This window comes from Anabaena sp. UHCC 0204, from assembly GCF_009711975.1.
Classification (GTDB): Bacteria; Cyanobacteriota; Cyanobacteriia; order Cyanobacteriales; family Nostocaceae; genus Dolichospermum.
Map to the genome: position 1 here is coordinate 1 of NZ_VIKW01000033.1, position 13,335 is coordinate 13,335.

Sequence of the window (13,335 nt, forward strand, 5' to 3'; positions counted from 1 at the left end):
CACATTTAATTTGTTATCTTTACCAATAATCTCGGCAATGCGTCTGTGTTCAGCTTTAATTTCAATAACTTTGATCCGAGTTGGGGTTTCCTTAATATGCAGAATGTTCTGTGATTCTGGTAATTTGGGCGAAAATTCCAAGGTGAGACGACCTTGTTTTTCTTTTTTCACCAGTAGTTCTGGTTCTCCTTTAACTATTTCTACGCGGATATTAGGAGTATCTTCCCAAAAAACTGCGGGGTGTCCAATTAAAGCTAAGATAGCTTTTTCACTGAAGTTATACTCGACTTTACCGTAATAACCACCATCATTATATGCCTCAATACAACTACAGACCCGCATATCTTGAGATGTAACGTAGTTAAATTCACTCAAATTATTACTCAGACGCTTGATAGCAATGGGGCGACCTTTACTCCACTCACCCTTAGCATTAACTTTTTGTTCCTTTGGTTGCAAAACACATCTACTGGGATAGAAGGTAATAAACCATGCTAACCGCATTTCTGACTCTGGTTTGCCGGGTGTTTGTGGTTGTTTCTGGAGATTTGCTAGGGCATTAAGGCACATTTCCCAAGCAGCTTGGGGTTGAATGAGGTCTACTATGGTTTGGATGCTGCTATCTTCTCGGAGTGCTGCTGCCTGTTGTTTATAGTTACTACTAGGTTTAAGTCGGGAGAGGAGTTCTGCTGCTTCCATTGCCAACCAGTGATGACCGGATGCGATCGCTCTCCGATATAATGGTTCTAATATGTTAGGTAAGCGTTTTTTTGCAATCTCAACATCCATCCAATAAAGACACAAAGAACAAAACAATGTTTGTAAACTATTTTCTTCTTCCACCGAAGCAATATAGGCACTTACTATAAGTTCTTTTTGAGTAATATCACCTTGCTGAACTTGCAGTACCATTTTCAATCTGGCATAAACAAATGTGAGCCAATGATTTGATTGACGGGACATTAATGTGGCATACTCTTCTGCTTCTTTGAGGCGTTCTGCTGAACCATCTTTTAACAATGCTAAAATAAAAAATAAACCACCAATTGTATGAAAATATATTTGGCGTTTACCCATAGCTTTTTTCAGGATTTTTAGAGCATCTGTATAATATTTAATAGCTTGTTCATTTTCACCCCGCAGAAAACTCAACCAACCCCAAACAATAGCAGCGTTATTTTTATATTCTTCTGATATTCGTCCCAAACTATCTTGTGCGTCTTCAGTATCACCCCGTAACAGCAATTGTTCTGTCAAAACCAAATGCAGATAATCTGAGCCATGTTTTCCAGATTCATAACATTTTTCTTCCAAGAGCATAAAGGCATCTTCAGAATTAGACAATTTTAATACTGAATTGAAGAGAATACTTGATATACTAATTCTATATAATTCCGTTGGTAGAGTATTCAGCCAAGTTTCATCAAACGGGTTATTGCATATCTGCTCGAAGATATTTTCTATAACAATTGGTTCTTCACTATCACTATAATTTCGATAATCTTCAATTTGCTTATTAATAAAACTAACATCTTGACGATAAAAACCAATGCGGATTTCCCTAATACATTGACGGAGATTATAGAAAATTCGACATTCATGTTTCCAGTGAGTGTGTATAGGTAATTTGATTTCTACGGCTATAACTAATGTTTCAAATTGTTCAGTTTCCACAGCATGACGAGTAGCAATTTCTGTGAGTAACGGATGACACTCAACCCCGCTGCGGTTTTCCTGAACTAACAAACCTGCTTTTATCAACTTATCAATTATCAGACTCAGGGTTTTAGTCCCCCAAGGTTTGTTATTTTCATCTAAAATATCAGTTTTACTAAGACAACTTATAAATGAATTCTTATCTATTGGTGCATAAATTACCGAAAACAATTGGATAATTTTTTGTGCAGAAGGGTGTAACTCAAAGTATTTTTCAGTGAGTTGTGTTTGTACTTTGGTGTTATCAAGTTTAAAATTAATCATAATACAACAGGAGTCAAGAGTCAGAATTTGTAGGGGCGAAGCATTCGGAAAATAGCCTTAGACAAAAACCGATAATTTATCGCCCGAATGCTTCGCCCTTACTTGGAAAAAAACCGATAATTTATCGCCCGAATGCTGATGCTTCCAATCCCGTTAGGGATACGCCCCTACAGGCTTTGTGTATAGGTTTCAATTTAGATTTTATAGGAGTTATAGGAATCCTATTTGATTTTTATTAGCGCAGCGTAGCCGAGCCACCAAAGCAAATAAGCTGCATAAAGCTCTTAAAGACTTGCTTAACGCACCCTACAAATACTAAGATTTTTTCAAAATTCAAATACTATTGCCATAGTATCATTTGGCGTTACAGAATCGAAATATGAAAGTTAAAAATCTCATCTTTCCCTCTTTGCGCCTCTGCGCCTCTGCGTGAATAAAAAAAATAAAGAGATGCTCCACAGAACATCTCTAACTTAAAAATGGGTGGCCCGGGATTCGAACCCGGAACAAATCGGTTAAAAGCCGAGTACTCTACCGTTGAGTTAGCCACCCTTTTGCTGTTTTTCCAACTTTCCCAATATACCAAACAGCCATAGTCTTGTCAAGGGGTTTTTAGAAAAAATTTGCCGTTAACTGGAAAGAAGCCGTACAACTAGCTCCTGGTGCTAACACAGTCAGATTTTCACCAGTGTTGAAAGCATTGCGAGTGGCGCTCCAAGGCTCTAGACAGTAGAATTCTTTGCCCTTAATAGTCCAGAACACCAACCAGGTAGAGAAATCATCGTAATCTAGAGTTAACTTCAACTTGCGGCTGTTATCTGTCACAGATGCAGATTTACTGGTTAATCCTCCAAAAGCAAAATCAATTTCCTCTTGATTAAAATCAAACTTGCCGTTAAAAGCGTGAAATTCCTTGGTTTTGTTGTCTTGATATTGACTAGAAGGAAGTTCCACTTCTAGCTGATTCTTATCACCACAGAGAAAATAAGGATGGAAACCAGCGGAAAATGGCATTGGTGTAGATGACAGATTTTTATATTCCTGACGCACTACTAAAGTATTACCTTGAAGTTCGTAGGTAAAAGCCAATTGAAAATCAAAAGGATAAACTGCCTTTGTTTCCTCATTGCTGGTGAGAACTACAGTTAGACTAGCGTTATTTTCTGTCTTTTGCTCTGTTGCTGTCCAAGGCAATTCCCGCGCAAAGCCATGTTGTTTAATAGTATACTGTTTTCCCTCGATGCTGTAAGTATTATCAGGTAAGTTACCGCAAAGAGGAAACAAAATTGGATTACCACCCCGAACACTCAAATCAGCATGAGTAAAGCGTTCTGTATCTAAATAGAATATTTCTTGACCATTAATTCGCCAACGAGTGATGATACCGCCTCTTTCTGGAACAACTTCTATCTGTGAACCAGCGGTTTTATCAGACAGGATGTAGGTTTTGTATTGTTCTTGTTGAATGTCAATGGTGAACATAATAGTCAGTAGATTGGTGTGGAGATTTGTGCTTATGGACAGTTAGGAGGAAACAGGCAATAGTTAAGAGGTTTTGGGCAATTTTACTCTTGATTACATCTTGCGATTTTTCTACCTTTCTCCCCAATTGTAGGTTGTCGTGCCAACAAATTCCACCATGATCATTTAATCTCAAACCTTCAAAAAATAGGTTTTGTCAAGTAAACTTTTCGTCCCCTTGCGGGGAAGTGGGTTTAGAAAGTCGCATTTTTGATCACAAAATGAACGATGTAATAACACCGTTTCCATCCCCTTGCGGGGAAGTGGGTTTAGAAAGGAAATTTTAGCAGATAAACTGTACTTCGCCGTGCCAGTGTTTCCATCCCCTTGCGGGGAAGTGGGTTTAGAAAGTCATGGCATACAGGGCTAGTTTGCAAGATGAAAAATTGTTTCCATCCCCTTGCGGGGAAGTGGGTTTAGAAAGTTGCCAGCACCCTCTCGATTAAAGAAGTTTATGAGGGTTTCCATCCCCTTGCGGGGAAGTGGGTTTAGAAAGTTCTTGCTTCGATTTTCCCATCTATTGCTCAGACTGTTTCCATCCCCTTGCGGGGAAGTGGGTTTAGAAAGGGTTCACTTCTGGAAAGCTTACTGGGTAGGGGTTTCAGATACCCATTTCGATACACCTCAGAAAAATGGAAAAATTTTCCGACAAAGTGGCGAATTTTATAGGCTAAAACCTTTAGTGTGCAAGACTTCGACACACTTCAACGAAATTATAGAGTTTTCAAGGTTCGGGGGAGGTGTGTCGAAAAAATTTAACCCACCAATCTAAGTTTACTACTTAACAACTAGAAGAGTCAAGAATTTTATTGTATAAATTCGATTTAATGAATCGAATTTGTACTATAGCAGTAAGCAAGAAACAATAATAAAAACCTTGCCAGGTGCGTCACTTAGAGACAATCAGTTTATTTACCGAATTATCCCCTAACACACCCTACAAGCAATAGTCCTACTTACTTGAATGTCCATGGTAAACATGATTTTATTTGATGATTCGTAATTGATAATTGTCAATTGTCAATTATCAATTATCAGCTTATACGTCTTCAGCAAAAATGAAACGATATAACTCGCTAGGATCTGGTTCAGGGCTGCTTTCAGCAAATTTAACTGCGTCCTCAATCACAGCCTGAATTTTCTTTTCAATATCTTTGAGTTCTGCTTCTGTAGCTAGATCATGTTCTAGCAAATAAGCAGCTAACTTTTTAATGGGGTCACGAGCAAACCAAAAATCCTTTTCTTCCTTGCTGCGGAGTTCGTCTGGATCAGCCAGAGAGTGACCCCGGAAGCGATAGGTCATGGCTTCAATTAAAGTTGGACCTTCTCCAGCCCTAGCACGAGCTACGGCTTCTTGAGCCACTTGTCGCACTGCTAAAACATCCATTCCGTCTACTTCCACACCCACCATGTTAAACACACTGGCTTTTTTGTAAATTTCTGGTTGGGAAGTTGCCCGTTCGTGAGCCATACCGATCGCCCACTTATTATTTTCTACCACAAAAAGAATCGGCAGTTTCCATAAAGCCGCCATATTCAATGTCTCAAAAAATTGACCGTTGTTAGCCGCACCGTCACCAAAGAAGCAAGCCGTTACTTGGTCAGCATTTTTGTCTTGAAGAACTTCCCGACGGTATTTAGATTGGAAAGCCGCACCAGCAGCTACAGGAATACCTTCAGCAACGAAAGCATAACCACCTAATAGACGATGTTCCGCAGAAAACATATGCATTGAACCACCACGGCCTTTACTGCAACCGGTGGCTTTACCAAATAATTCTGCCATGACCTCTCGTGCGGGGACTCCGGCACTTAAAGCATGAACATGGTCACGGTAGGTACTGGAAACGAAGTCTTCACCGGGACGCATTGCACCTTTAACAATGCCACTACAAACGGCTTCTTGTCCGTTGTAAAGGTGGACGAAACCAAACATTTTTCCTCTATAGTACATTTCGGCGCATTTATCTTCAAAGAAACGGCCTAATGTCATATCTTCGTATAAGCCCAATCCTTCTTCTTTGGTGATTTGGACTGTGGCAGTATTAAATACGGGTAACGTGCGCTCTTGAACCATGCTTGTAAATTATCCTTATCGTAAAACTTAAAGTTAAGTGGGTCTTGGATCACGTTAGCTATAAATCAGCCAGCGTGGACAAAACTAATTTATCAAACCTCATTTTATAGGATAGCAATGAGGATAACTGGCTTTCTGCATAGCGATTAACAATTAACCTAAATTGCTGTTTGCCTTTTTCCACCCGCGCTTACGGCAATTTTCATGTATTTAAAGCAAATATTGAATAAATCTCTTTTTTCCTTTATTCCTTTGCGTCTTTGCTCCTTTGCGTCTACCTTTTGGGATCTCTAAGAGAGATGGCGCGAAATAAAATTAAATGTTATTCATTTACCTGTGAGTTTTACCAGTCCAATCCCACCAAAGTATAATCCTAAAACAGCACCAGCTAAAAGACTTTGGGTGAGAGGATCAGTAGAAGGTGTAAGCACCGCTCCCAAAACTACTGCTGCCATAATCACATAGCGCCAACCTTTTAACATGGTTTGTGAAGAGACAATCCCTAAAGTAGCCAGCAATAATTGAATAACCGGAACTTGAAATGCTAATCCTGTGGTGAATAACAATAACAGCACAAATTCAAAATACTTATCAATTGACCAAATTTGCTCAACAACATCAGCACCGTAATTAATGAAGAATTGTAAAGCAGCCGGGATGAGTGCAACATAAGCAAATGCCAACCCCGCTACAAATAGTACACTTGACCCCAAGACTACAGGGATTAACAACCGACGTTCCCGTATGGTGAGTCCAGGAAGTACAAACTGGATAATTTGGTAGAGAATGAAGGGAGTAGCCAGCATTAAACCACTGTAAGCTGCAACTTTCATGGAGACAAAGAAAAATTCTCCTGGAGCTAATTGCAGAAATTTAACTCCTTGAGCAGGAACTTCTAATAACTGCACTAGGGGTTTAACTACGATAAAACAACCAATAACACCCACCCCCACCACAATGAGGGAATAGAAAATTCTTTGTCGTAACTCCTCCAGGTGGTCAAAAATGGACATTTCCACTTCACCTGGTAATTCATCCAGCGGGTTAATAGAGGGTTCACCGGACGTTTCTGGATCTAAATCGAGGGATTTTATTTGATCTAAGTCTTGTGAAGAGGTCATGATTCAGTTATTAGGAAACATTTGTTAGGCAATCTTCGTTAACTATTTTATCTGGGTCGGTGACTACCAAGAGAGGTTTTTACTAGCTTCCTAGATTTTGTTTATTATTTTTTCACTTTTGCGCTTATGACCAAACATGATTACTGCTTACTCAAACACATGATTTTTTAATACAAAATTTTAGTTCACATCCTGATCCAAGTTACATTAATTCTTGGTAATATTTTTATCTCTATTTTTAAAGTTGCATTTTTAATTTATTTTATTAAAAGTATTAATTATTACTATTGTTTACTAAACCACTAAATTGTTCTTGATTAATTAATCAGTATTAACTATTACAGTTATAATTTAATATTATGAAATATCAATTGGCTTTATCGCTTGTTAAGGCTTATTTAATATGCGATTGGGGAAATATTCTATATTTTAACTCCCATAAGCACAAGTATTATATATTACAAAGCTTTACGTATTTATCTATGGTACTCATGTTTATTTATTATCGAAAAAAATATTTTTGTCCGGTTGGTTGCTCATTACATTTGCATAGGTATAAAGAACGTTATCTTGTGGCTAAATTAACTCTGCCAGGGGGGTAAGAGTGAGGTTAGCAATCATGGATCTGATTTTGATCTGTGAATAAATGAAAACAACTGCTTGTTTGTCTCATGTACGGATAAATCAAAGGTGTACCAGGGATATAACCCAGGAATAATCTAGATTTACTCTGACCTTAAACAGACAGGGATAGACTAATGCACCTGAAAATTGCATCCTTTGTAGTGTCTAATTTGATACTACAGACAGAATTTTTCTGGCAATTTTTAGAACTATTAGCCGATTAATAGGTTTTCAAAGTTGATCAAGATGACGTTGCTGATTATGCAATCATCAATCTGAGTTGAATGTCTATATGAAGAAAACAATTGGTTTGGGACTAATGGTATTGTCAGTTTATCTGTGCAATTCCAGTGCTTGTTTTGCAGGTAATAAGCTGTCCGTAAGCAATACTCAACTAAATAGCGTCAATGATGCTCAATTGCAATTAGTGGCTAATGTGTCTGCTAGAGATGATCAAACGGGGGATTGTCTTCGTCGAGGTAATTGTCGGGATTAAGGTGCTTTGATAGCGCAGTGTTGGTCATGTTTTGTTTTCACTTTATTTACTGACAATTTAGTAACTTCGTCTAAATTAAGACGGGGAAAATAAGTATTGCAGATATCCAAAATAATTTAGGGCGTTGCTGAATCAGAGTATGAAATTTAAAAATTAGATTTCTTTAACTCTTAATTCTTTGCGCCTTTGCGCCTTTGCGTGAGGCTAATTCATACATTCAATCAGCAACGCCTAAATTCGTTAATGCCAAAAAAAATAACCTCCAGTTTTGGGGGTTGTTTTTTGTACTTTATGAATTTAATTAGGGCTTGTTGATAGCGTAGCGTGGCGTTAGCCATAGTCCTGACTGCTGACTCTTGACTGGGCGCAGCCCCTGCGCCCCTACGACTTTTTTCGCAAACGCTGATTATTTTATGCCTATTAAACAAAGAGAAGCTAAAAAAGCGGCGATGATATAAAAAACTGCGACTACTTGCAATTCTGACCAACCAGTTAATTCTAAATGATGATGTAAAGGTGCCATTTTAAATAATCGCTTGCCTTTGCCATCTGGTCCTTTGGTAGCTTTATAATAGCTAACTTGTGCCATGACAGAGAGGGTTTCTACAAAGAAAATCCCGCTGAGGATGAATAGTATAACTAAAGTATTAGTGAGTAGTGCGACAGCGGCTAAAGCACCGCCAAGGGCTAAAGAACCAGTGTCACCCATGAAAACACTAGCTGGGTTACGGTTATAGACTAAAAATCCTAAACAACTACCACTGACAGCAGCACAGAAAACCATTAAGTCGGGTGAATTAGGAGCAATGACGACACCTAATGCGAAAATAGCGATCGCTACTGTTCCCGCTGCTAAACCATCAATTCCATCTGTTAAATTAGTAGCATTGCTCTCTGCCACTAGGACAAAACCCGCTACAGGCCAAAATAGCAGTCCTAAAGGTAAGGATAAACCTACCCAAGGTAAATAGATATTGGTTATACTAAAATCACCTTTAAACATCAACCATAGGCAAAACATCGCCCCAAAGATAACTTGCAAAGCTAACTTCATTTTAGGAGAGATGCCTTTATTGGACTTACGACGCAGAATTTGCCAGTCGTCTAACCAGCCAATTAATCCGTAACTCAGTGTTAAAGCAGAAACGGCAACTACATTTTCAGAAAAGTTAGATAATATGCAAGCTATTACAACCGCTACAGGGATGAAAAAAATACCACCCATAGTTGGTGTCCCAGCTTTTTTTAGGTGGGCTTGGGGTCCATCTTCCCGGATAATTTGTCCAGTTTTGAGTGCTTGTAAGATGGGTATTACCCACTGTCCAAGAATGGTTACACCCACAGCAGACAATAGAAAAGGTAGGGTTAGGGATGTCGTATGCCAGGGAGTCCTGTTACCCATTCCATCGAAAATCAAGGCTGTTGTTGTCAGTAGCATGGCCAGCATTGAGGCTAACCCAATTCCAGAAAAATTCAAACTTTGGTTAGGGGATAATTTAGCGTCCACAAGAAAAATTTCCTTCACTCCACACTTAAAAAAACCTAAATAAAATAGTAGAAACTATTTTTAGTCACTAGTTCCCAAAATACTATCAGCTAGTCTTCTTCAATAGCTACATCATCGTCGTCATCATAATCAATATCACCAATTCCGTCATCTGCGCCCAGAAAATCAGATATTACTTCTACATCTTCCCGCGAATCTGTTTCTTGGACATCACGGGCTATGAGTCGGCCACCCTGCCGTAACCAGTCCAACATTGAGGACTCTTGTTTTAAGGGAATAACCGCTGCTCGCTGGTTACGGGGTGCTTCACGGAGGGGAGAATCTAACATATTAACTAAAGACTCACAAGGGTTGATCTAACTAGACATTAAGAGTCTATCATTTGATACGAGTTAATTTATTCCTTCATTCAAGTCTTTAATCGCTTAATCCGAATTAAACAAAATTTTCATTTAATTGGGGAATTGTAGCCAAAAAGGCATTATTAATGAGTTGAATGGTTATAGACAAAAACATTACTATTTCATTAATGCTATTTCATCATGCAAATTCTTGAGGTAAAGGGCAATGATAGGCAAATCAACTCTCACAGATATAATTGCCGGCACAAATCGCGGTTTGTTAGCAAATGTAGGACAACAACAAGCTATTTTAGCAGCGATCGCCAACCTTGAAGACTTTAATCCTACACCACGTCCATTAGCAGCGAGTCATCTCCTAGAAGGCAACTGGCGACTACTATACACCACAAGTAAAGCTCTATTAAACATAGATCGTCTACCTTTTTGTAAACTTGGTCAAATTTACCAATGTATTCGGGTAGAAACTAACAGTGTATATAACATAGCTGAGATTTATGGCGTTCCTTCCTTAGAAGGATTAGTTAGTGTCGCTGCTAAATTTGAACCAGTTTCAGAGCGGCGTGTGCAAGTTAAATTTCAACGTTCTATTATTGGTTTACAACGTCTAATTAGCTATACATCACCAGGAGAGTTTATTCAACAAATTGAGTCGGGCAAAAAATTTACAGCCTTTGATTTTCCCATTCAGAGTGAAAAACAACAGGGCTGGTTAGACATTACTTATATAGATGATGATCTCCGGATTGGTAGAGGTAACGAAGGTAGCGTTTTTGTATTAAGTAAAACATAAAACCTTTTGCAAGAAGTGTTTGCGAATGAAATTACTCTAATATGGGTACTTTGTCAAGGGGGAATTGGGAAAATTAATCACCCCATGACACAAACTAACATGACAAATAACTTAACAAAACCACAAGCTCATACCTCCAGGTTGTAAAGTAAAAACAATCAGCCCTACTTTAACGGCAACTCATACTTCAAAAGGGAAGATACAACATGGTTCAACGTGGTTCTATAGTACGTGTTCTCCGCCCTGAATCCTACTGGAATCAGGATCTTGGCACAGTGGTTTCTGTTGACAAAAGCGGCATCAAATACCCTGTAATTGTCCGGTTTGAGAAAGTTAACTACTCCGGTATTAACACAAATAACTTTGCTGTAGATGAGTTAATCGAGGTGCAAGCACCTAAACCTAAAGCAGCAGCAAAGTAAACAGCCAAGCGCCAAGGGGATTGTTTTATGGGAAAATAGGAATGTCAAGGTGAATATCTTGCACATTTTCTATGTCTGACCATAGCTTCCCCTAACCATATTATTTGCTTGAATGCCTGAACTGCCTGAAGTTGAAACAGTCCGCAGGGGTTTAAATCAATTAACCCTAAATCAAGAAATCACGGGAGGAGATGTGTTGCTACAACGCACTATCGCCTACCCGTTTTCTGTTGGTGAATTTATTGATAAAATTCTAGGAAATACCATTGCTACCTGGCATCGTTGTGGTAAATATCTCCTCGCTGAACTTTCTTCTCCTTCCTCTGGTTATTTAGGGGTTCACCTCCGCATGACTGGTCAATTATTGTGGTTAAACCAAAATGAACCTTTACACAAACACACGAGAGTGAGGTTATTTTTTGGGGAAAAGCAAGAATTACGCTTTGTTGACCAACGCACTTTCGGACAAATGTGGTATGTTCCTGCTGGTGTCGCTGTGGAAAGTATTATTACAGGTTTGGCAAAATTGGCAGTTGACCCATTTTCTCCAGAATTCACTGTTGAGTATTTGTCCGAGAAATTAAAAAAATCCCGTCGTCCCATTAAAACTGGGTTGTTAGATCAGTCAGTGGTGGCAGGATTAGGTAATATTTATGCTGATGAGGCTTTGTTTAAAAGTGGTATTTTACCCACAACTCTCTGTACAGAATTACAACTTCCCCAAATCGAACTTTTACGAACTGCAATTATTGAAGTTTTATCAGCGAGTATTGCTGTAGGTGGCACAACTTTTAGTAATTTTCTCAGTGTTAAAGGCGTTAATGGTAATTATGGCGGTGAAGCCTGGGTTTATAACCGAACTGGACAACCTTGCAAAGTTTGTGGTAATGTCATCCAGCGAATTAAGTTAGGTGGGCGTTCTAGTCATTTTTGTTCTCAATGTCAAAGTTAAGTAGTCTGGGAAGGAGCAAAGGAGCAAGGGAGCAGGGGAGCAGAGGGGCAGGGGGCAGGGGGGGGAGAGAGAATATGTTTTCTACTGACAACGGACAACGGACAACTGACAACTGACAACTGACAAATCACCCCTAATCTTTAAATATCACGATGAGTAAATGATTTTGCATTTGCACCTGTGTAGGTAGTCACAATATGTCCATTACCAGACATTTGATATTTATATGTAATCAAACCCTCTAAACCAACTGGTCCACGAGGTGGCATTTGTTGGGTACTAATTCCCACTTCTGCACCAAAACCATAGCGGAAACCATCAGCAAATCGGGTAGAACAATTATGATAAACTCCTGCTGCATTTACTAAGCCTTGGAAAGTTTCTGCGGCTGTGATATCTTCAGTAATAATTGCTTCTGTATGCCGAGAACCATAATTGTCAATATGGGATATTGCTTCTGTTAAAGAATCAACTATTTTAATTGCTAAAATTAAATCGCTGTATTCTGTTTCCCAGTCTGTTGCTTTGGCAGCGACAATATTAGGTAAAATTTTTAAAGTGCGTTCATCACCTCTTAATTCTACATTTTGAGTTTGTAAAGCAGTGGCAATTTGTGGGAGAAATTGGGCAGCAATGCTACTGTGAATTAGTAAGGTTTCAATGGCATTACAAGCAGCGGGATATTGAGTTTTAGAATCTACAGTAATACTAATAGCTTTAGCAATATCAGCGGCTTCATCTATATAAAGATGACAAATTCCATCGGCATGACCTAATACGGGAATGCGGGTATTATCTTGAACAAATTTCACAAAAGCATTAGAACCTCTGGGAATAATTAAATCTACATATTTATCTAATTGCAAAAGTTCTAATATTTCTGCTCTGGTGGTTAACAATTGCACTGCATCTGGGTTAACATTAGTATTAGCCAATCCTTTTTTAATGGCTTTGACTATCGCTTCACAAGAATGTAAAGCTTCTTTACCACCTTTGAGAATGACACCATTACCTGATTTAATTGCTAAAGAAACAATTTGAATTGCGGCTTCGGGACGGGCTTCAAAAATGATCCCTAAAACACCCAAAGGACAAGTAATGCGTTTGAGAATTAAACCAGTGTCAATTTCCCGGTGAATTTGTACATTACCCACAGGATCATCTAGCTTACCAACATCTCGCACACCAGCGATCGCATCTCTTAATTTATGTTCATCTAACTGCAACCGTTTATAAAGGGGTTTGGTAATTCCTTCTGTCGTGGCTATTTGACAATCAGCTATATTTGCTTGGAGAATATCATCCTTAGCTGATTCTAAAGCCAGAGCGATCGCTTCAATAGCTTGATTTTTCTCCTCAGTCGCCAGCAGTGCCAACTTACTAGCAGCTTGACGGGTTTGTTGGGCAATTTGAATTAACGCAGAAGCACTTTGCATAGTTAAAAATAACAGTAGGCTAATTTAAAAACATTTACTTTTTATCC

10 protein-coding genes, 1 tRNA gene, 1 pseudogene and 1 CRISPR repeat array are annotated in these 13,335 nt (G+C 38.8%); of the genes and pseudogenes, 4 read left to right on the forward strand and 8 right to left on the reverse strand.

What is annotated here, in order from left to right; all coding sequences use genetic code 11:
- The 5 genes and pseudogenes from FJR04_RS20570 to tatC form a co-directional block, all read right to left on the reverse strand.
- Window positions 1-1,980, reverse strand: a pseudogene (locus tag FJR04_RS20570) (ATP-dependent helicase); the annotation flags it as partial.
- A gap of 480 nt (window positions 1,981-2,460) precedes the next feature.
- Window positions 2,461-2,532: transfer RNA gene (locus tag FJR04_RS20575), tRNA-Lys, on the reverse strand.
- A 60-nt stretch (window positions 2,533-2,592) separates the two neighbouring features.
- A complete protein-coding gene (locus FJR04_RS20580; protein WP_168498253.1) occupies window positions 2,593-3,462 on the reverse strand; it encodes an aldose epimerase in 870 nt (289 codons plus the stop codon).
- A gap of 205 nt (window positions 3,463-3,667) precedes the next feature.
- Window positions 3,668-4,068: a CRISPR direct-repeat array (repeat unit 36 nt; unit sequence GTTTCCATCCCCTTGCGGGGAAGTGGGTTTAGAAAG).
- A 472-nt stretch (window positions 4,069-4,540) separates the two neighbouring features.
- On the reverse strand, window positions 4,541-5,578 hold the full coding sequence (gene pdhA / locus FJR04_RS20585) for a pyruvate dehydrogenase (acetyl-transferring) E1 component subunit alpha (protein WP_168498254.1): 1,038 nt from the start codon (window positions 5,576-5,578) through the stop codon (window positions 4,541-4,543).
- Between the two features lie 326 nt (window positions 5,579-5,904).
- Window positions 5,905-6,699 (reverse strand): twin-arginine translocase subunit TatC, encoded by a 795-nt coding sequence (tatC, locus tag FJR04_RS20590; protein WP_168498255.1) that lies wholly within the window; start codon window positions 6,697-6,699, stop codon window positions 5,905-5,907.
- Between the two features lie 916 nt (window positions 6,700-7,615).
- Here tatC and FJR04_RS20595 point away from each other — a divergent pair.
- Window positions 7,616-7,819: a hypothetical protein gene (locus tag FJR04_RS20595; RefSeq protein ID WP_168498256.1), complete on the forward strand. Its 204-nt coding sequence runs from the start codon at window positions 7,616-7,618 to the stop codon at window positions 7,817-7,819.
- A 406-nt stretch (window positions 7,820-8,225) separates the two neighbouring features.
- Here FJR04_RS20595 and mraY read toward each other — a convergent pair whose 3' ends face one another.
- Window positions 8,226-9,326 carry a phospho-N-acetylmuramoyl-pentapeptide-transferase gene (gene mraY, locus FJR04_RS20600; RefSeq protein ID WP_168498258.1) on the reverse strand — a complete coding sequence of 367 codons (1,101 nt, stop codon included), beginning with the start codon at window positions 9,324-9,326 and terminating at the stop codon, window positions 8,226-8,228.
- A gap of 89 nt (window positions 9,327-9,415) precedes the next feature.
- Window positions 9,416-9,655 (reverse strand): DUF3134 domain-containing protein, encoded by a 240-nt coding sequence (locus FJR04_RS20605; protein ID WP_168498260.1) that lies wholly within the window; start codon window positions 9,653-9,655, stop codon window positions 9,416-9,418.
- Window positions 9,656-9,893: 238 nt separating this feature from the next.
- On the opposite strand from FJR04_RS20605, the gene FJR04_RS20610 reads away from it, so the two are divergent.
- The 3 genes from FJR04_RS20610 (at window position 9,894) to FJR04_RS20620 (ending at window position 11,852) form a co-directional block, all read left to right on the forward strand.
- Window positions 9,894-10,478 (forward strand): PAP/fibrillin family protein, encoded by a 585-nt coding sequence (locus FJR04_RS20610; RefSeq protein WP_168498262.1) that lies wholly within the window; start codon window positions 9,894-9,896, stop codon window positions 10,476-10,478.
- A 206-nt stretch (window positions 10,479-10,684) separates the two neighbouring features.
- On the forward strand, window positions 10,685-10,900 hold the full coding sequence (locus FJR04_RS20615; RefSeq protein WP_168498264.1) for a photosystem I reaction center subunit IV: 216 nt from the start codon (window positions 10,685-10,687) through the stop codon (window positions 10,898-10,900).
- A 112-nt stretch (window positions 10,901-11,012) separates the two neighbouring features.
- Window positions 11,013-11,852: a DNA-formamidopyrimidine glycosylase gene (locus FJR04_RS20620; RefSeq protein WP_168498266.1), complete on the forward strand. Its 840-nt coding sequence runs from the start codon at window positions 11,013-11,015 to the stop codon at window positions 11,850-11,852.
- A gap of 140 nt (window positions 11,853-11,992) precedes the next feature.
- On the opposite strand, the gene FJR04_RS20625 is transcribed toward FJR04_RS20620, so the two are convergent.
- Entirely contained in the window at window positions 11,993-13,288 is a 1,296-nt protein-coding gene (locus FJR04_RS20625) for a glutamate-5-semialdehyde dehydrogenase (protein WP_168498268.1), read from the reverse strand.
- Between the last annotated feature and the right edge of the window lie 47 nt (window positions 13,289-13,335).